Below are 19,106 nucleotides of genomic sequence, written 5' to 3'. Positions count from 1 at the left end.
TTTGTCGAAACTGTGTAAGTCTTTGTAGTATAATGAGACGGATTGTAGAAAAATAAAGTGTCTATTAAAAAAGATAAGTGAATTTGTTGCGTTTTTACATCGTGCTGTATAGAAAGGTGTACATACGGTCTACAATTAAGTAAGGAGGAAATGTTTTGATAGAGAATCAAGTGAAAAAGAAGCGTAGACGCATCTTTTTATTTTCGATTATTGCACTGCTTTTAGTTTGTGGTTCAGTCTATGCGTATATTTCATCCGCATTAGGACCAGTTGATAGCGGGAATAAAAAAGAGATTGAAGTAGAAATTCCGAAAGGATCATCTACAAGTAAAATTGGAGAAATTTTAGAAGAAAAAGGCGCTGTAAAAAACGGTACAGTTTTTAGTTTTTATACAAAGGCTAAATCGAAAAGTTTACAAGCAGGTACATATTTATTAAACCCTTCAATGAATGCTGAAGATGTGATCGAACAAATGTCATCTGGCAACGTGCATCGTCCAGCTCTTTATAAAGTGACGATTAAAGAAGGGGCGCAAGTAACTGAAATTGCAGAAACGATTGCGACAGAACTAAAGTGGAATAAAGATGATGTTACGCGTCAATTAAACGATAAAGCATTTATTCAAAAAATGCAGCAAAAGTATCCGAAGTTATTAACGGATAAAATCTTTGATAGTAATATTAAATACCCATTAGAAGGTTATTTATATCCTGCAACGTATTCGTTTTATAAGAAAGATACAACGTTAGAAGAAATTGTAATTCCGATGCTTGAGAAAACAAATGCAATCATTGTTCAAAATGAGGCGAAAATGAAAGCGAAGAATTGGGATGTTCATCAGCTTTTAACATTATCTTCACTTATTGAAGAAGAGGCAACTGGTTTTACAGATCGTCAAAAGATCGCTAGTGTCTTTTATAATCGTTTAGCAAAAGGTATGCCGCTTCAAACGGATCCAACGGTATTATATGCACTTGGAAAGCATAAACAACGTGTATTATACGAAGATTTAAAGGTCAACTCACCGTACAATACGTATGTTGTAAAAGGATTGCCGGTAGGGCCGATCGCAAACTCTGGTAAACATTCAGTGGAAGCTGCGTTAGAACCTGCGCAAACAGATTATTATTATTTCTTAGCTGCACCAAGTGGTGAAGTGTACTATGCGAAAACATTAGAAGAGCATAATGCATTAAAGCAAAAATACATTACGAAAAAACAGTGAAATGGGGAGGGATAGCGAAAAAAGTCGCACATCCCTCTTTTTTGTGGTAAAATATATCGGGTTAAAAACTGGCAGAAGAATCGTTTTTAATATCAAAACGGGACGTACAAGCTAAGGGTAAAGCTGGCTTGTATTTTTATTGCATTCTATGTGGGAAAAGACGTCATAGAGGCACTTCTCCATGTAAATAAGGAGGACCATTTATGGAGGATGCAGTTAACGAGTACCTATTATCATTTATTGATCCGAAAGATAAATTAATTCTTGAAATGGAAGAATATGCAACAGAAAATCATGTGCCGATTATGGATCGACTTGGAATGGAATTTATGCTGCAATTTTTACGTTTAATTGGACCGAAAAGCATTTTAGAACTTGGAACAGCAATCGGTTATTCTAGTATTCGTATGATGCAAGCTATTCCAAATTCACGTATTGTGACAGTTGAGCGCAATCGTGAGCGATATGAAAAAGCACTTGAATATATAGAACGTTCCCCAGTAACAGATCGTATTTCAGTTATTTACGGTGATGCGTTAGAGACAGGTGAACAAGTAAAAGAACACGGGACATTTGACGTTATTTTTATTGATGCAGCAAAAGGACAGTATCGTCGCTTTTTTGACTTATATGAACCGTTATTAAATCCTGGTGGCGTAATTATTTCAGATAATGTTATGTACCATGGTCTTGTAACGACAAAAGAGAAGATTGAAAACAGACGTACACGTGGTTTAATCCGTCGTATTAAGACGTACAATGAGTGGCTTATGAACCATGAAGGATATGATACAACGATTTTCCCAATTGGTGATGGAGTAGCTGTTAGTAAAAAGAGAGGGTGACCAAGGTATGAAGAAACCTGAATTGTTAGTAACGCCAAGAGCGGTGGCGGATATCGAACTTCTTGCGAAAGCAGGAGCAGATGCGGTAATGATCGGTGAGCAAAAGTTTGGTTTACGTTTAGCAGGGGAGTTTTCACGTGAAGATGTAAAACAAACTGTGAAGATTGCGCATGAAAATGGTGTGAAAGTATACGTAGCAATGAACGCTATGTTCCACAACGATAAAGTAGAAGAATTAACAGATTACGTTTCATTTTTAAATGAAGTAAATGTAGATGCAATTGTTTTCGGAGATCCAGCAGTATTAATGGCTGTTCGCGAAGTAGCGCCAAATATGCAGTTGCACTGGAATACAGAAACGACAGCAACGAATTGGTTCACTTGTAATTACTGGGGCCAAAGAGGAGCGAAGCGTGCTGTATTAGCTCGTGAGCTGAGCTTAGATGAAATTGTTGATTTAAAAGAAAATGCTGAAGTGGAACTAGAAGTACAAATTCACGGTATGACTTGTATGTTCCAATCGAAGCGTTCATTAGTAGGAAACTACTTTGAGTATCAAGGACGTAATCTTGACGTTGAAAAGAAAAAATATGAAGAGAATATGTTCTTATATGACCCAGAGCGTAATAATAAATATCCAATCTATGAAGATGAAAATGGTACTCATATTATGAGTCCGAACGATATTTGTTTCATCGATGAATTAGAGGAACTAATCGAAGCTGAAGTTGACAGCTTAAAAATCGATGGTGTACTAAAAAGTTCTGAATACATTATTGAAGTAACGAAGAAATATCGTCAAGCGATTGATTTATGCGTAGAAGATCGTGATGCGTATTATGACGTGAAAGATGCTCTATATAAAGAAATAGAAGAAATGCAACCAGTAAATCGTCCGTTAGACACAGGATTCTTCTTTAAAGAAACGGTTTACTAAACGAGGAGGGTGTAGGAAATGACTGTACAAGAAATTTCACGAGTGATCGATGGCAAGCGCGTTATTGTGAAGAAACCTGAACTGTTAATCCCTGCGGGTAACTTAGAAAAATTAAAAGTAGCTATCCATTATGGGGCAGATGCTGTATATTTAGGTGGACAAGAATTTGGTCTTCGTTCGAATGCAGGTAACTTTACGCTGGAAGATATGGCAGAAGGCGTTGAATTTGCAAAGAAATATGGAGCGAAAATATATGTAACAACAAATATTTTCGCACATAATGAAAATATGGACGGGCTAGAGGAATATTTAAAAGGGATTGAAAAAGCTGGCGTAACGGGAATTATCGTTGCTGATCCGCTTATCATTGAGACGTGTAAACGTGTAGCGCCTTCTGTTGAGGTGCATTTAAGCACACAGCAATCACTATCCAACTGGAAAGCAGCACAGTATTGGAAAGAAGAAGGTTTACATCGTCTTGTATTAGCTCGTGAAGCAAGCTATGAAGAAATGAAAGAAATTAAAGACAAAGTGGATATTGAAATTGAAGCATTCGTCCATGGTGCAATGTGTATCGCATATTCAGGAAGATGTACACTAAGTAACCATATGACAGCGCGTGACTCTAATCGTGGCGGTTGTTGCCAATCTTGCCGCTGGGATTATGATTTAGTTCAAACAGTATCACAACATAAAGATGCAAAAGAGCTTCCTCTATTCCAAGAAGAAGATGCTCACTTTGCGATGAGTCCAAAAGATTTAAATTTAATTTTATCAATTCCGAAAATGATTGAAATTGGAATCGATAGTTTAAAGGTAGAAGGACGTATGAAATCAATCCATTACGTAGCGACTGTAGCAACTGTATATCGTAAAGTAATTGATGCTTATTGTGCGGATCCGGATAACTTTGAGTTTAAACAAGAATGGTTAGATGAGCTTGATAAATGTGCAAATCGTGATACAGCTCCTGCATTCTTTGAAGGGGTTCCAGGACATCAAGAGCAAATGTTTGGAAATCATAGTAAGAAAACAACGTATGATTTTGCTGGTTTAGTGTTAGATTATAATGAAGAAACGGGCATCGTAACGCTTGAGCAACGTAATCATTTCAAACCAGGACATGAAGTGGAGTTCTTTGGACCAGAAATAGAAAACTTTACGCAGACGGTGGAGAAAATTTGGGATGAGGATGGAAACGAATTAGATGCAGCGAGACATCCGTTGCAAATCGTGAAATTCAAAGTGGATCAACCAGTGTATGTGAATAATATGATGCGCAAAAGCATACTTCAATAAGAAAGAGTGGTAGTCGAATGGGGACGAATAAGCCTGTTGTAATTGGAATCGCTGGTGGTTCAGGATCAGGAAAAACAAGTGTAACGAAAGCGATTTTTGACCATTTTAAAGGTCATTCCATTTTAATCTTGGAGCAAGATTATTATTACAAAGATCAAAGCCATTTACCAATGGAAGAGCGTTTAAAAACAAATTATGATCATCCGCTTGCGTTTGATAATGATCTGTTAATTGAACATTTGCAGCAGTTGCTTGCATATGAGCAAATTGATAAGCCTGTATATGACTATACATTGCATACGCGTTCAGAAGAAATTATTCCAGTTGAGCCGAAAGATGTAATTATTTTAGAAGGAATTCTTATTTTAGAAGACCCACGTCTTTGTGAGTTGATGGACATTAAGTTATTTGTTGATACAGATGCTGACCTTCGTATTCTGCGCCGCATGCAGCGTGATATTAAAGAGCGCGGTCGTACGATGGATTCAGTTATTGATCAGTACGTAACTGTTGTACGTCCAATGCACAATCAATTTATTGAGCCTTCTAAGAAGTTTGCGGATATTATTATCCCTGAAGGTGGACAAAACCATGTTGCAATTGATATTATGGTGACAAAAATTGCAACAATTCTTGAACAAAAAGTAAATTTGTAATAGCATAGTAAAAGATATACGGTAGGAAGGGATTTTTTCCCTTCCCATCGAATACAATGAAACATGCAACCTCATCTATATATAGGTGAGGGCATATTTATATCAACTTTCCATACATATCTTCTTTATATAAAGAAGAATTGGAAATACGGGGTTGTATGTGACAACTCCGCTAGTGCAAGGGTACTAGAAACCTCCGCTAACAATGGAAGCGGAGGAGTTTTCATATGGAACTCCTCTTTTTTTCGGGGGATTGGTATATAAAAGGAGTGGAAAATATGTCAACAGAAAAAACATACCCTATGACGCAAGAGGGTAAGCAAAAACTAGAGAACGAACTTGAGCAATTAAAAACAGTAAGACGTAAAGAAGTAGTGGAACGTATTAAAATCGCACGTAGCTTCGGGGACCTTTCTGAGAACTCTGAGTACGATGCAGCAAAAGATGAGCAAGCGTTCGTAGAAGGACGTATTACACAATTAGAAAATATGATTCGTAACGCAGTTATCATTAAAGATAATGGCGAAGTATCTACTGTTGTTACATTAGGTAAAACAGTAACATTTAAAGAATTACCAAATGGAGATGAAGAAGCGTACACAATCGTAGGTAGTGCGGAAGCTGATCCATTTGAAGGAAGAATTTCTAACGATTCTCCAATCGCAAAAAGCTTATTAGGTAAGCAAATTGGTGAGAAAGTAACAATCCAAACACCAGGCGGAGAAATGCAAGTAGAGATTGTCTCTGTAAAATAATAAAAAAATCACTCGTGTAAAAACGAGTGATTTTTTTATTTGTATAAAAGATGAAACACTCCGTCCAAACTATAATAGACGAGGTGTTTTTTTATGAAAATAAAACGGAGAATTACAATTGTTTTAATTTGTTTTATGGGCATTATGTTTTTATTGCTTTGTCGTTTAATTCAAATCCAAATTATAGATACAGAATCATTTACTGATCGCAAAATAAATTTAATTGAAAAAAGTGTTACGCAACGTACGCAATCCATTGCAGTAGACGATGGACGTGGGCAGTTTATAGATCGTAGTGGTAAAGAAATAGGTGAGGAAAAGTATCCTGTTTTAATTGTTTTTCCATTTTTACAAATAAAAAATGACATGTTAGAGAAAATCGCGCATATCATTGGTGTGTCGAGACAAGAGATCAGAAGACAAATGAAAAATAAAAAAAATGCATTTATACTGCAAGGGGAAACTGCTCCATTTCGAGTGACACGAGAGCAGATGGAGAAGGTGAATCAATTACATGTATTAGGTATTGTAGCAGCTGAAGTGCGATTAAAACAAACTGGGGAGATAAATCATTTAATTGGTGATGTAGGGGAGAACGAAAGAGAATTTCAAAAGCGATATGGAGAAGTGAAAAAAATTTCAAAACAAACGCCGATAGGTATTTCAGGATTACAGCAATCTTTTGATGAATTTTTATTGACTGATGGAGAGGCAAAAGTATTGTATCAAGTAGATCGGCAAGGAGAACCAATTTTCGGAAAGCAAGCGAAATATACTTCACCAGGAAATCCATTTTACCCAGTTAGGATTCAAACTACTTTACATAAAGGGTTGCAGCAAAAAGCAGAAGAAGTGATTGAAGCAAATGAAATAAAGAAGGGGGGATTAGTATTACTTGATGTAAAGACAAATGAAATATTAGCGATGGTCAGTAAGCCGTCTTTACAAGTAAGAGATAAGAATTTATATAAGACTACACTTGAAAATCAAATGTTAACGCCGCATTTTCCAGGCTCTGTTTTTAAAACAGTAGTTGCAGCTGCAGTCATTGATCAAAAAGTAAATTTGTTTAATCGGACATTTAATTGTAATAAAGATTTATATGGTGAAAACGACCCACAAGTTATGATGGGTACACTTAACTTCAAAGAGAGCTTTGCTAGGAGCTGTAACAGGACATTTTCCGAGTTAGGTAACGAGCTATTACAAAAGGATAGGACGGTGCTAGAAACATACGTAGCAGCTTTAGGAGCAAATGAAAAGGTCGGATGGAAAGGTTCTGTATTTCATACACCTCATTTCGAGCAAATGCCAGAAGAAAAAGGCACTACTATTTGGGGGAATGAAGAAAACAAAAATAGTAAAAAAGCGGTAGAGCAAACAGCGATTGGACAGAAAGATGTACGTATATCACCTCTAGCAATTGCTAATATGATGGCGACGATTGCGAGGAATGGAGAAAAGATGGAAGTGAAAGCTGTTGAAAAAATAGTATATAAAAATGGAGCGGATTTTTTTACATTTGAGAACCATACGTTACATGGAAAACAGCTTTCGTATGAAACAGTGAAAACATTACAAGAGTTATTAAGAGGCGTTGTAACAAGGGAGAAAGGAACAGGAACGGCATTCCGCTCGTTACCGCTCAGTGTCGCTGGAAAATCCGGGACAGCGCAAACAGGGAAAGGGACGAGGGTGAATCGCTGGTTTGCAGGTTATTTTCCGTATGAGAATCCAAGATATGCTTTAGTTGTTGTTGATCTAGAGACTGATAACAAAGTGAATAAAGTAACACCTATTTTTAAAGATATGGTAGGAGCAATCTATCAATTGGAGAATGAAAAGTAATCTTGCAATTTATAGTGAATTGTTTTCATTTCATGAAAATATCATTGTAAATGTTCAACCTTTCTAGATTTAATGTTACAATAGCAATTAGGAAAAACTGCATGGAGGTTTGGAGAATGGCAGGAGGATCAAGATTCCAACAGAAACAACAAAAACGTCGTCAAAACGGTGTTTTAAATATTGCAATCGCTATTGTATTACTATTAGTAGCTATTGTAGCATATCAATTGTTCGTTCCTAGTACGAAAGAGCAAGCATCTTCTACTGATAAGAAAGTCTCTCAACAAACAACAAAGAATGAGAAAGCTGGAAAATCAGAAGATAAAGAATCTGCTAAGAAAAAAGAAAAAGAAAAAGAGCAAGCAGAAGCTAAGCAAAAAGCTGAAGAAGAGAAGTTAAAGGCTGAGGAAGAAAAGAAAAAAGCTGAAGAAGAAGCGAAAGCTAACGAGAAAGTATCAGCTGAAAAAACTGTATCCAAGGCAAAAGAGGCTTATACAAAACCTTCTTGGAAAGCTGTAGGAACAGAACAAGGTTCATCACCAGCGATGACGTTTAAACAGGGGTCATCAGATTGGAATGAGATGCAAAGTGCAATTGCTGCAGGTATTGAAGTACCGAAGGAGCAATTAGTATTCCATTTTGTTGGAAGAGACAAAACTGGAAAGAGTAAAGCTTATGGTGACGTTCAAGATAAGCAAAGTGGAAAAAGATATTACGTAAATATTGATTGGGTAGACAATGAGGGCTGGAAACCAGTACTTGTTCAAACTCTAAACTAAAAAAGAGAAGCTCCTTAGGAGCTTCTCTTTTTTAGTTAACGCAATTTCTTTAATTTAAAATGAACAACCGCGCTATAATACGGTCTTTTGCTTTTACGTAAATATTGATTGGGTAGACAATGAGGGCTGGAAACCAGTACTTGTTCAAACTCTAAACTAAAAAAGAGAAGGGAGCTTCTCTTTTTTAGTTAACGCAATTTCTTTAATTTAAAATGAACAACCGCGCTATAATACGGTCTTTTGCTTTCAGGATCCATAACCATTTGATGTGAGATGTGATGAACTTCAAGCATAAGTGCTTTATTATTATCGATTTGTTCACTAATTTTTCGTTCTAAAGAAGCTAAGTCTCCCGCTTCAAAAAATTCTACTTTATCTTCTAACATTTCAAAGGTAAATGACATGAAGACGGCCCCTCTCCTATGTAATCAACTATAGTGTAACAAAGAAAAGAAGGAAATACCATGTACATTTCAATTGACATTTTTAGAAAGAGGGAATATCATACTGATAAAACCGATAAGAAAAAGGGGAATTTTTATGGGCACAGAATTTAATGGTTTATTTGATGAGTGGGCTCATACGTACGACTCATTCGTACAAGGCGAAGATATACAATATAAAGAAGTTTTCGCCCATTATGAGGATATTCTAGAGGATGTAGTTAACAAGTCATTTGGTAATGTATTAGAATTTGGTGTCGGTACAGGTAATTTAACAAATAAATTATTACTTGCTGGCCGCACAGTTTACGGTATAGAACCGTCGCGTGAAATGCGTATGATTGCAAAAGAGAAATTGCCAAAAGAATTTTCGATTACAGAAGGTGATTTTCTTTCGTTTGAAGTCCCAAATTCAATTGATACCATTGTAAGCACCTATGCATTTCATCATTTAACAGATGATGAAAAAAATGTAGCGGTTGCGAAGTATAGTCAATTGCTAAACAAAGGTGGTAAAATAGTGTTTGCTGATACGATATTTGCAGATCAAGATGCATATGATAAAACTGTTGAAACAGCAAAACAAAGAGGTTTTCACCAGTTAGCAAACGATTTGCAAACGGAATACTATACACGTATTCCAGTTATGCAGACTATTTTTGAAAACAATGGCTTCCATGTAACGTTTACGAGATTAAATCATTTCGTTTGGGTAATGGAGGCAACTAAGCAATAGAAAGAGGGATTAGATTGAGAATTGCTGTAATTGGAGCAATGGAAGAAGAAGTACGTATTTTACGTGACAAATTAGAACAAGCAGAAACAGAAACGGTTGCAGGTTGTGAATTTACGAAAGGGCTATTAGCAGGACATGAAGTAATCTTGTTAAAGTCTGGTATTGGTAAAGTAAATGCAGCGATGTCAACGACAATTTTATTAGAAAAATATAAGCCTGAAAAAGTAATTAATACTGGTTCAGCTGGTGGATTCCATCATTCTCTAAACGTTGGTGATGTAGTTATTTCCACTGAAGTTCGTCACCATGACGTAGATGTAACAGCATTTAACTATGAATATGGTCAAGTACCAGGAATGCCGCCTGGATTTAAAGCTGATGAGGCGTTAGTTGCATTAGCTGAGAAATGTATGCAAACTGAAGAAAATATTCAAGTTGTAAAAGGCATGATTGCAACAGGCGATTCATTTATGAGTGATCCGAACCGCGTTGCAGCCATCCGTGATAAATTTGAAAATCTTTATGCGGTAGAAATGGAAGCAGCAGCTGTCGCACAAGTATGCCACCAATATGAAGTTCCGTTTGTTATCATTCGCGCACTTTCTGATATTGCTGGTAAAGAATCAAATGTTTCATTTGATCAGTTTTTAGATCAAGCAGCTCTTCATTCTACAAACTTTATCGTAAAAGTGTTAGAAGAGTTAAAGTAATGTAACAAAAAGGCAACTGTCTCATATAAAGAAAATACATACAGTTGCCTTTTCTTTATTGGCAAACAAGGGGGAGAACACGATGAATGTATATCGTGGAGTTCATGAGTTAATTGGTCATACACCAATTGTAGAAATTACTCGTTTTTCACTTCCGAAAGGGGTCCGCTTATTTGCAAAGCTTGAATTTTATAACCCAGGCGGAAGCGTTAAGGATCGTTTAGGAAGAGAATTAATCGAAGATGCGCTAGAAAAAGGGCTTGTTACCCAAGGTGGAACAATTATTGAACCGACTGCTGGGAATACTGGTATTGGACTGGCACTTGCAGCATTAGAACATGATTTACGTGTTATCGTTTGTGTACCAGAGAAATTTAGTATTGAAAAACAAGAATTAATGAAAGCACTAGGTGCAACGGTCGTGCATACACCGACTGAGCAAGGAATGACCGGTGCAATTGCAAAAGCAAAAGAATTAGTAAATGAAATACCGAATTCATACTCTCCAAGTCAGTTTGCGAATGAAGCAAACCCGCGTGCTTATTTCAAAACACTAGGTCCTGAACTTTGGGATGCACTGAATGGAGAGATTAACATATTTGTTGCTGGAGCAGGAACTGGCGGTACGTTTATGGGGACTGCATCTTATTTGAAAGAAAAAAATATAGATATTAAAACAGTTATCGTAGAGCCAGAAGGATCTATTTTAAATGGTGGTAAGGCTGGTTCACATGAGACCGAAGGAATTGGACTGGAATTTATCCCGCCATTTTTGAAGACATCTTATTTTGATGAAATTCATACGATTTCTGATCGAAATGCATTTTTACGAGTGAAAGAATTAGCGCAAAAAGAAGGACTTCTCGTTGGGAGCTCTTCAGGAGCAGCATTTCATGCGAGCTTACTTGAGGCAGAGAAGGCAGCACCAGGTACAAATATTGTAACCATTTTTCCTGATAGTAGTGAGCGCTATTTAAGTAAAGACATATACAAAGGATGGGAATAAAAAATGAGAGCAAAGACAAAGTTAATTCATGGTATTCGCATAGGAGAACCTTCAACTGGATCTGTAAACGTACCGATCTATCAAACAAGTACGTACAAACAAGAAGCGGTTGGTAAGCATCAAGGATATGAATATTCACGTACAGGTAACCCAACACGTGCAGCTTTAGAAGAAATGATTGCTGTATTAGAAAATGGTCATGCTGGATTTGCATTCGGTTCTGGAATGGCTGCTATTACAGCGACAATTATGTTGTTCTCAAAAGGTGACCACGTTATTTTAACAGATGATGTTTATGGTGGAACGTATCGTGTTATTACGAAAGTATTAAACCGCTTCGGTATTGAACATACATTTGTAGACACAACAAACTTAGAGGAAGTTGTAGAAGCAATTCGTCCAAATACGAAAGCGATCTATGTGGAAACACCAACGAACCCATTACTAAAAATTACTGATATTAAGAAAATATCTACTCTTGCTAAAGAGAAAGATTTATTAACAATTATTGATAATACATTCATGACGCCATATTGGCAGTCGCCGATTTCTTTAGGAGCAGACATTGTACTTCATAGTGCAACGAAATATTTAGGAGGTCATAGTGACGTAGTTGCAGGTCTAGTAGTGGTAAATAGCCCACAACTAGCAGAAGACCTTCACTTTGTACAAAACTCAACAGGAGGTATTCTTGGACCACAAGATAGCTTCTTACTACTTCGCGGTTTAAAAACATTAGGAATTCGTATGGAAGAACATGAAACGAATTCACGCGCTATTGCTGAATTCTTAAATAATCATCCAAAAGTAAATAAAGTATATTACCCAGGTCTTGAATCACATCAAAACCACGAATTAGCAACAGAACAAGCAAATGGATTTGGTGCTATTATTTCGTTTGATGTAGATAGTGAGGAAACATTAAATAAAGTACTTGAGAAACTGCAATACTTTACACTTGCTGAAAGCTTAGGAGCAGTAGAAAGTTTAATTTCTATCCCATCTCAAATGACACATGCATCAATCCCAGCAGATCGCCGTAAAGAATTAGGAATTACAGATACATTAATTCGTATTTCTGTCGGTATTGAAGATGGTGAAGATTTAATTGAAGATTTAGCACAAGCGCTAGCGTAATAAAAAATGCACTGCTAATGTGGAGCAGTGCATTTTTATTACGTTAATTTGTGAAACATTTCACAAATTAGACATACACAAATGAAATGATTTCATGTATATTGAATTCATGAAATGTTATTCACGAGTAAACTTGTGAAGTGTTTCACAAACAATGGGATTCATGTAGGACGGTAACTCTATTTTTTTTCGCTAATCGGGACTTATTATGACCTGTAGGGACTTATAAAGACCGTGATAACAGAATAGGAGGAAATTTACATGGTAGTCAAAGAGAAAGTTGTAAATGAAATGCAAGAGGTAAAAGAGATGATTGATACGTTAGTAAATAACGGTCAACAAGCTTTACAAGCATTAGAAAGTTTTACACAAGAGCAGATTGACAACATTGTTCATGAAATGGCATTAGCAGGTGTTGATCAACATATGCCACTTGCAAAATTGGCTGTTGAAGAAACAGGCCGTGGTGTCTATGAAGACAAATGCATTAAAAATATTTTTGCCACTGAATATATTTGGCATAGTATAAAGCAAGATAAAACGGTAGGAATTATTCACGAAGATCCTCATGAAGAAATAATAGAAATTGCAGAACCTGTCGGTGTAGTAGCTGGGGTAACACCAGTAACGAATCCAACGTCGACAACAATGTTTAAAGCTTTGATTGCGATAAAAACGAGAAATCCAATTATTTTCGCATTTCATCCTTCTGCACAAAATTGTTCGGTGGCAGCAGCGAAAACCGTATATGATGCAGCAATGAAAGCTGGTGCACCAAAACATTGTATTCAATGGATTGAAAGACCGTCTGTCGAAGCGACAAAACAATTAATGAACCATGAGGGTGTGGCACTCGTTCTAGCAACTGGAGGCGCTGGTATGGTGAAATCAGCTTACTCTACTGGAAAACCAGCACTAGGTGTAGGTCCTGGTAATGTACCGTGTTATATAGAAAAATCAGCACATGTAAAACGAGCTGTTAATGATTTAATTTTATCGAAAACATTTGATAACGGTATGATTTGTGCATCGGAACAAGCAATCATTGTCGATAAAGAAATCTATGATGATGTTAAAACAGAAATGATCGAAAACAATTGTTACTTTGTAACAGAAGAAGAAAGAAAAAAATTAGAAAAGCTCGTTATAAATGAAAATACATGTGCAGTAAATAGTGATATTGTAGGAAAATCAGCACAGTATATTGCCGAATTAGTTGGGATTACTGTTCCTGAACATACAAAAATGCTTGTAGCTGAAATTCAAGGTATCGGAGCAGCATACCCGTTATCTCGTGAGAAACTGAGCCCAGTATTAGCCTGTGTGAAGGCGAATTCATTAGAAAAAGGATTTACATATTGCGAAGAAATGTTGAACCTCGGTGGTTTAGGACATTCAGCAGTTATTCATTCTACAAATAAAGAAGTGCAAAAGCAATTTGGATTACGTATGAAAGCTTGCCGTCTCATTGTAAATGCACCTTCATCACAAGGTGGAATAGGGGATATATATAACGGATTTATTCCATCACTTACACTTGGTTGTGGTTCTTACGGAAAAAATTCAGTTTCCCAAAATGTAACAGCGACTCATTTATTAAATATAAAAAGGCTGGCAAATAGAAAAAAGAATATGCAGTGGTTCAAATTGCCGCCAAAAATTTATTTTGAAAAACATGCTACAGCGTATTTAGCAAATATGCCTAACATTTCACGTGCATTTATTGTAACGGATCCTGGAATGGTTGAACATGGCTATGTGGATACAGTCACGCACTATTTAAACAAGCATGCAAATGATGTGAAAATTGAAGTTTTCTTTGAGGTCGAACCAGATCCATCAGATGAAACTGTCTTTAAAGGTGCGGAAATGATGAGAAGCTTTAAGCCAGATGTAATTATCGCACTTGGTGGTGGTTCAGCTATGGATGCAGCAAAAGGAATGTGGTTATTCTATGAGCATCCAGAAACGACATTCTATGGCATTAAACAGAAGTTTTTAGATATAAGAAAACGTACATGTAAATATCCGGAATTAGGAAATAAGGCGCAGTTTGTTGCGATTCCAACAACATCAGGAACAGGATCAGAAGTGACACCATTTGCGGTTATTACAGATAAGAAAAATAATATAAAGTATCCGCTCGCAGATTATGAATTAACACCAGATGTAGCAATTGTTGATCCGCAATTTGTAATGACAGTACCACCACATGTAACAGCAGATACTGGTATGGATGTTTTAACACATGCAATTGAGGCGTATGTGTCTGTTATGGCAAATGACTATACAGATGGATTAGCATTAAAAGCTATTGATCTCGTATTCAAATATTTACCGAGAGCATATAAAGATGGAAATGATGAAGAAGCACGGGAAAAAATGCATAACGCTTCTGCAATTGCAGGGATGGCATTTGCAAATGCTTTTCTAGGTATTAATCACAGCTTAGCACATAAAATTGGTCCAGAATTCCATATTCCGCACGGACGTGCAAATGCAATTCTTATGCCGCATGTAGTCCGCTATAATGCTATTAAGCCAAGAAAACACGCATTGTTCCCAAAATATGAGCACTTTGTAGCAGATGAACGCTATGCACATATTGCGAGAATGCTCGGGCTTCCAGCAAGCTCAGTAGCAGAAGGTGTGGAATCACTCGTCAAAGCAATTATTGAGCTTGGAAAAAGCTTAAATATTAATATGAGTATTGCCGGACAAGGGGTAGATAAAGAGCAATTTGAAGAGGTTGTTGGAGTATTAGCAGAAAGAGCTTTTGAAGATCAATGTACAACTGCTAATCCAAAGTTACCGCTTATTTCAGAGCTGAAAGAAATTTATATGGAAGCATATAAAGGTGAATAATGATTAAAAAAGAGCCGCAGTAAAGCGGCTCTTTTTTTGTTGGAAAACATCTCCCAGAATGGCTGTATTTACTGGTCTTTCAGTTTCATAGAATATGATAAAGTGAAATGGAGGAGTGAGAATATAATGAAAGAATTACAAGGGAAAATAGAAGATTATACTAGGTTCGGACAAATTCTTCTCGCTGTAAGTACATTGTTAATGGTTGGCTTGTTGATTCCGGATGGAGCAAAAGAGACAATCCAATTTTTTGTTATGATGGGGAGCATCGTTATATTTTTAAGTTTATCGTTCTTTTTCTTTCAGCGTGTGAAAGTGATGCGTGACCAGTTAGAGGAAAATGAATGTGAATAATATTGTTAACTAGAGCACGGCGAAAAGAAAGAATCTTTTGTCGCGCTTTTTGTTTTTTGTAGAAAAATGTATGCGTTTCATGTTGACAATGATAATCCTTATCAATTAAAGTAGAATAGTAGTTAATGATTATCATTATCAATTAGAGGTGAAGGAATGAAAAAATCTATTACGCTATTTACAGCGTTTTTATCTATTTTTTTCTTGTTAATAGGTTGCAGTGCCAAAGAGGACGAAAAAGCGTCTGCAACCAAAACAGAAAAAGGAAAAGAAAAAATCGAAATTACCGACCTGTCAGGGAGAAAGGTAACATTCGATAAAGTACCAGAAAGTTTTGCAACATTAAGTATGGGAGACATGGATATTATTCATGCTTTAGGTGGAAAAGTAGTAGGTCGTCCGGATACGAAATTAACTCTTCCAGAGGAGTTAAAGAAAGCAAAAATAATCGGGAATGCACATCAACCGAACTTTGAGCAAATTGCTAGTTTAAAGCCCGATGTACTTGTTGCTAACAATGGATTCCAAAAGAATGTGCCAACGGTTGAAGGACAGGGAACGAAAGTAATCATTTCTTCTGCGAATTCTGTACAAGATATTCAAAAGAATATTGAATTATATGGAACGGTAATGAAGAAAGAAGATAAAGCAAAAGAACTTAATCAAAAAATCAATGATCAAATGAAGAAATATGAGAAAAAGAGCGATGTGAAAGCATTGCTAGTGTATGGCGCACCAGGTACTTATTTAGCGGCATTACCAACATCTTTATCAGGTGATGTTTTAGAAAAAACAGGCGGGAAAAATATTGCTTCTGATTTTCCAGAAACGAAAGAATATCCGCAATATGCACAGCTAAGTGTAGAACGTATTATTGAGGCGAATCCAGATGTCATTTATTTAATTACACACGGAGATCCAAAAAGTGTGAAAAAAGCATTCGAAGGCGAAATGATGAAAAATGAAGCGTGGAAAAATTTAGATGCAGTAAAACAAAACCGCGTAGTTATTTTGCCACCTGATTTATTTGGATCTAATCCTGGGACAAAAGTTACAGAAGCAATGGACTTTATGTATAAAAGTATACAAGATGTAAGGAAATGATACGTATGGAAAGTAGTGAAGTAGTAAGAGAAAAGGAACATCCTTTTGCGAAAAAAAGATGGATAATAGCAGTTACTTTAGTTGTATTAACAATTCTAGGCCTCTTTTACGGACTTTTCGCAGGAAGTTTATCTTTTTCTGTACGAGACATTCTAACAGGTATACAAGATGAAGGTTCGACAGTTCATCGAATTGTATGGGATCTTCGCATACCGAGAGTTCTCGTTGGGTTTATAGTAGGAACATGTTTGGCTGCATCTGGTACACTGCTGCAAGGGGTTATGAGAAACCCTCTTGCAGATCCTGGTATTATCGGGGTTTCATCTGGGGCAGGCCTTGTAGCAATTGTCATCATGATTTTATTCCCACAGCATCTAGCTTTTTTACCACTAGGGGCGTTTTTAGGAGCTTTCATAACAGCGATGGTTATTTATGCTTTATCATGGCAAAAAGGGGCACCACCTTCAAGAATCGTCTTAGTAGGAGTGTCAATCAATGCATTAATTGGTGCAGCAACGTCAGCTTTAATGTTATTACATAGTGACAAAGTACAATCCGTGTTACCGTGGCTAGCGGGCGGCATTGGTGGTGTAAGTTGGGCACATTTAAACATGATTATTTATTATGCAATATTCGCCATTATATTAGCTTTCTTTGGTATTAAGCATATTCGAGTGTTAATGCTTGGAGATGAAATGGCAAAACTATTAGGACATAATGTGGAAAAAAGTCGGTTTTATTTAATCGTAGTAAGTACATTATTAGCTGGAATTGCGGTAAGTGTGTCTGGTCTTATTGGATTTGTCGGTCTTGTCGTACCACATATGCTACGTTTATTAGTTGGAAATGATTATAGATATTTGCTACCTTTATCATGCCTTGGCGGCGGGGTATTACTTGTTTTTGCGGATGCAATAGCTCGAAGTTGGTTTGACCCAATCGAATTGCCTGTTGGTATTTTACTGTCCTTCTTAGGTGGTCCTTTCTTCTTATATTTAATTCATAGAGGAGGAAAACAACGTGATTTCCGTTAACAAAGTGTTTTATGCACACTCTGAAAGATTTCAAATGCAAAATATGAATGTACATATTAAGGTTGGAGAAATCGTTAGTTTAATTGGTCCGAATGGATCGGGAAAATCTACTTTGCTTCGTTTAATAGCAAGGCTACTGAAACAAAGCGAAGGGGACATCATTTTAGATGGGAAAAATATTCATATGATGAAGAGTGCTGATGTAGCGAAGCAATTAGCGATGTTACCACAAATGCATGATCATCAATTAGATTTGACAGTGAAAGAACTAATTGAGTTCGGAAGAGGTCCACATAAATCATGGAGTAGCCGCTTAAATAAAGAAGATGAAGAAATTGTTGATTGGGCATTGTCTGTTACAAATCTTGAAGGGTATGAATATCGTCTTTTACATTCTTTATCAGGAGGGGAACGGCAACGTGCTTGGATTGCGATGACGCTAGCGCAACGTACAAATGTCTTATTATTGGATGAACCAACAACCTTTTTAGATATCGTTCACCAGTTGGAAGTAATGGAACTTGTGAAACGATTAAATGAGGAGTTTGGAATGACAATTATAATGGTTTTACATGACATTAACCAAGCTGCTCAATATAGCGATCGTTTACTCGTATTAAAGCGAGGAAAGATTCAGTATGATGGTATACCAGAAGAAGTACTATGCCATGAAATGTTTCAACATGTATTTGGCATAGATGTAGATATTTTTCAAGGAAATGACAAACCGTTTTTTACACCGAAACGAATTTCTAGAAGGGGAGAAGAGCGATGCAAACAGAAGAGCGTATTACCACTGAATTAGTAAGAGAATTTGTTATGGCAGCTCACGGGGATTTAGAGAAAGTACAAGAGCTATTGGTTGAATCACCAAGCTTACTTCACGCCTCTTATAATTGGGGTGGATCAGATTGGGAAAGTGCGTTAGGCGCATCGGCACATGTAGGTCGTAAAGATATTGTTCTTTATTTACTAGAAAAGGGTGCTCGGATGGATATTTTTGCAGCAGCTATGCTTGGTGAATTAGAAGTTGTACAAGCTATTTTAGTAGCTCAACCAGAAGCATTGCGTGCATCTGGCCCTCATGGTATTTCTCTTCTTCAACATGCACGAATGGGTGGAGAGAAATCTAAGCGTGTATATGATTATTTAGCAATACTATCTTAATGAACGAAGGAAGTTCTTATGTGCGGTAAACTTTTCACTTGAAACAATTGGAAAGTTTACCGCCCGTTAGAACGGGATAAGTATCTAGTATATTTGAAAATCCTACACCCCCCTCAATTGTAGTTTTCTTTATGCTAGTTATGATATGGATGCAGTGGACAATATTTGTCTACTGCTTTTTTTAGTTATTAAGAATGAATATTCT

Annotated in this window: 19 protein-coding genes and 1 pseudogene; 19 read left to right on the top strand and 1 reads right to left on the bottom strand. The window is 36.6% G+C overall.

The window, feature by feature from the left end:
• Nucleotides 1-155 precede the first annotated feature (155 nt).
• From mltG to DN400_RS14775, 9 genes and pseudogenes are all read left to right on the top strand, one after another.
• Entirely contained in the window at nt 156-1,226 is a 1,071-nt protein-coding gene (gene mltG / locus DN400_RS14815; protein WP_000572135.1) for an endolytic transglycosylase MltG, read from the top strand.
• A 203-nt stretch (nt 1,227-1,429) separates the two neighbouring features.
• Nucleotides 1,430-2,071 (top strand): O-methyltransferase, encoded by a 642-nt coding sequence (locus DN400_RS14810; protein ID WP_000389102.1) that lies wholly within the window; start codon nt 1,430-1,432, stop codon nt 2,069-2,071.
• 7 nt (nt 2,072-2,078) lie between these two features.
• A complete protein-coding gene (locus DN400_RS14805) occupies nt 2,079-3,008 on the top strand; it encodes a peptidase U32 family protein (protein WP_000742795.1) in 930 nt (309 codons plus the stop codon).
• Nucleotides 3,009-3,026: 18 nt separating this feature from the next.
• Entirely contained in the window at nt 3,027-4,307 is a 1,281-nt protein-coding gene (locus tag DN400_RS14800; protein WP_000217961.1) for a peptidase U32 family protein, read from the top strand.
• A 17-nt stretch (nt 4,308-4,324) separates the two neighbouring features.
• Nucleotides 4,325-4,963 (top strand): uridine kinase, encoded by a 639-nt coding sequence (gene udk, locus DN400_RS14795; RefSeq protein WP_000537080.1) that lies wholly within the window; start codon nt 4,325-4,327, stop codon nt 4,961-4,963.
• 278 nt (nt 4,964-5,241) lie between these two features.
• On the top strand, nt 5,242-5,718 hold the full coding sequence (gene greA / locus DN400_RS14790; protein ID WP_014894880.1) for a transcription elongation factor GreA: 477 nt from the start codon (nt 5,242-5,244) through the stop codon (nt 5,716-5,718).
• A 93-nt stretch (nt 5,719-5,811) separates the two neighbouring features.
• Nucleotides 5,812-7,566, top strand: a complete 1,755-nt coding sequence (locus DN400_RS14785; RefSeq protein WP_000695142.1) for a peptidoglycan D,D-transpeptidase FtsI family protein — start codon at nt 5,812-5,814, stop codon at nt 7,564-7,566.
• Between the two features lie 116 nt (nt 7,567-7,682).
• The gene (locus DN400_RS14780; RefSeq protein ID WP_000897094.1) at nt 7,683-8,345 is read left to right on the top strand and encodes a YrrS family protein; all 663 of its coding nucleotides are present in this window, start codon (nt 7,683-7,685) and stop codon (nt 8,343-8,345) included.
• A gap of 91 nt (nt 8,346-8,436) precedes the next feature.
• Nucleotides 8,437-8,505, top strand: a pseudogene (locus DN400_RS14775) (DUF1510 family protein); the annotation flags it as partial.
• Nucleotides 8,506-8,533: 28 nt separating this feature from the next.
• Here the strand turns inward: DN400_RS14775 and DN400_RS14770 are convergent.
• A complete protein-coding gene (locus tag DN400_RS14770; RefSeq protein ID WP_000010984.1) occupies nt 8,534-8,749 on the bottom strand; it encodes a YrzA family protein in 216 nt (71 codons plus the stop codon).
• Nucleotides 8,750-8,885: 136 nt separating this feature from the next.
• On the opposite strand from DN400_RS14770, the gene DN400_RS14765 reads away from it, so the two are divergent.
• The 10 genes from DN400_RS14765 (at nt 8,886) to DN400_RS14715 (ending at nt 18,901) form a co-directional block, all read left to right on the top strand.
• On the top strand, nt 8,886-9,524 hold the full coding sequence (locus DN400_RS14765) for a class I SAM-dependent DNA methyltransferase (RefSeq protein WP_000536323.1): 639 nt from the start codon (nt 8,886-8,888) through the stop codon (nt 9,522-9,524).
• Nucleotides 9,525-9,538: 14 nt separating this feature from the next.
• Nucleotides 9,539-10,234: a 5'-methylthioadenosine/S-adenosylhomocysteine nucleosidase gene (gene mtnN, locus DN400_RS14760; protein ID WP_001217027.1), complete on the top strand. Its 696-nt coding sequence runs from the start codon at nt 9,539-9,541 to the stop codon at nt 10,232-10,234.
• Between the two features lie 82 nt (nt 10,235-10,316).
• Nucleotides 10,317-11,240: an O-acetylserine dependent cystathionine beta-synthase gene (locus DN400_RS14755; RefSeq protein WP_001103877.1), complete on the top strand. Its 924-nt coding sequence runs from the start codon at nt 10,317-10,319 to the stop codon at nt 11,238-11,240.
• Nucleotides 11,241-11,243: 3 nt separating this feature from the next.
• Nucleotides 11,244-12,377: a bifunctional cystathionine gamma-lyase/homocysteine desulfhydrase gene (locus tag DN400_RS14750; protein ID WP_001201921.1), complete on the top strand. Its 1,134-nt coding sequence runs from the start codon at nt 11,244-11,246 to the stop codon at nt 12,375-12,377.
• A 261-nt stretch (nt 12,378-12,638) separates the two neighbouring features.
• Entirely contained in the window at nt 12,639-15,242 is a 2,604-nt protein-coding gene (gene adhE, locus DN400_RS14745) for a bifunctional acetaldehyde-CoA/alcohol dehydrogenase (RefSeq protein ID WP_000260463.1), read from the top strand.
• A gap of 126 nt (nt 15,243-15,368) precedes the next feature.
• A complete protein-coding gene (locus DN400_RS14740; RefSeq protein WP_000661454.1) occupies nt 15,369-15,596 on the top strand; it encodes a YrhC family protein in 228 nt (75 codons plus the stop codon).
• Nucleotides 15,597-15,752: 156 nt separating this feature from the next.
• Nucleotides 15,753-16,700 (top strand): ABC transporter substrate-binding protein, encoded by a 948-nt coding sequence (locus DN400_RS14730; protein WP_025118466.1) that lies wholly within the window; start codon nt 15,753-15,755, stop codon nt 16,698-16,700.
• A gap of 5 nt (nt 16,701-16,705) precedes the next feature.
• The gene (locus DN400_RS14725; protein WP_002082127.1) at nt 16,706-17,734 is read left to right on the top strand and encodes a FecCD family ABC transporter permease; all 1,029 of its coding nucleotides are present in this window, start codon (nt 16,706-16,708) and stop codon (nt 17,732-17,734) included.
• Nucleotides 17,721-18,539, top strand: coding sequence for an ABC transporter ATP-binding protein (locus tag DN400_RS14720; RefSeq protein WP_071739179.1), 819 nt, complete (start codon nt 17,721-17,723; stop codon nt 18,537-18,539). The genes DN400_RS14725 and DN400_RS14720 overlap by 14 nt, the downstream gene beginning before the upstream one ends.
• Nucleotides 18,506-18,901 (top strand): ankyrin repeat domain-containing protein, encoded by a 396-nt coding sequence (locus DN400_RS14715; RefSeq protein WP_001192767.1) that lies wholly within the window; start codon nt 18,506-18,508, stop codon nt 18,899-18,901. The genes DN400_RS14720 and DN400_RS14715 overlap by 34 nt, the downstream gene beginning before the upstream one ends.
• The last annotated feature ends 205 nt before the right edge of the window (nt 18,902-19,106 follow it).

Source organism: Bacillus sp. AR8-1 (genome assembly GCF_008042345.1).
GTDB lineage: Bacteria > Bacillota > Bacilli > Bacillales > Bacillaceae_G > Bacillus_A > Bacillus_A cereus.
The sequence above is the reverse complement of the archived record's forward strand: the minus strand, read 5'-3'. Positions and strand labels throughout refer to the sequence as shown.

Bases quoted from the DNA above. Each gene is read 5' to 3' on its own strand.
- DN400_RS14810 (WP_000389102.1), top strand. From the start codon at position 1,430: ATGGAGGATGCAGTTAACGAGTACCTATTATCATTTATTGATCCGAAA.
- DN400_RS14805 (WP_000742795.1), top strand. From the start codon at position 2,079: ATGAAGAAACCTGAATTGTTAGTAACGCCAAGAGCGGTGGCGGATATC.
- DN400_RS14800 (WP_000217961.1), top strand. From the start codon at position 3,027: ATGACTGTACAAGAAATTTCACGAGTGATCGATGGCAAGCGCGTTATT.
- udk (WP_000537080.1), top strand. From the start codon at position 4,325: ATGGGGACGAATAAGCCTGTTGTAATTGGAATCGCTGGTGGTTCAGGA.
- greA (WP_014894880.1), top strand. From the start codon at position 5,242: ATGTCAACAGAAAAAACATACCCTATGACGCAAGAGGGTAAGCAAAAA.
- DN400_RS14785 (WP_000695142.1), top strand. From the start codon at position 5,812: ATGAAAATAAAACGGAGAATTACAATTGTTTTAATTTGTTTTATGGGC.
- DN400_RS14780 (WP_000897094.1), top strand. From the start codon at position 7,683: ATGGCAGGAGGATCAAGATTCCAACAGAAACAACAAAAACGTCGTCAA.
- DN400_RS14770 (WP_000010984.1), bottom strand. From the start codon at position 8,749: ATGTCATTTACCTTTGAAATGTTAGAAGATAAAGTAGAATTTTTTGAA.
- DN400_RS14765 (WP_000536323.1), top strand. From the start codon at position 8,886: ATGGGCACAGAATTTAATGGTTTATTTGATGAGTGGGCTCATACGTAC.
- DN400_RS14755 (WP_001103877.1), top strand. From the start codon at position 10,317: ATGAATGTATATCGTGGAGTTCATGAGTTAATTGGTCATACACCAATT.
- DN400_RS14750 (WP_001201921.1), top strand. From the start codon at position 11,244: ATGAGAGCAAAGACAAAGTTAATTCATGGTATTCGCATAGGAGAACCT.
- adhE (WP_000260463.1), top strand. From the start codon at position 12,639: ATGGTAGTCAAAGAGAAAGTTGTAAATGAAATGCAAGAGGTAAAAGAG.
- DN400_RS14740 (WP_000661454.1), top strand. From the start codon at position 15,369: ATGAAAGAATTACAAGGGAAAATAGAAGATTATACTAGGTTCGGACAA.
- DN400_RS14730 (WP_025118466.1), top strand. From the start codon at position 15,753: ATGAAAAAATCTATTACGCTATTTACAGCGTTTTTATCTATTTTTTTC.
- DN400_RS14725 (WP_002082127.1), top strand. From the start codon at position 16,706: ATGGAAAGTAGTGAAGTAGTAAGAGAAAAGGAACATCCTTTTGCGAAA.
- DN400_RS14715 (WP_001192767.1), top strand. From the start codon at position 18,506: ATGCAAACAGAAGAGCGTATTACCACTGAATTAGTAAGAGAATTTGTT.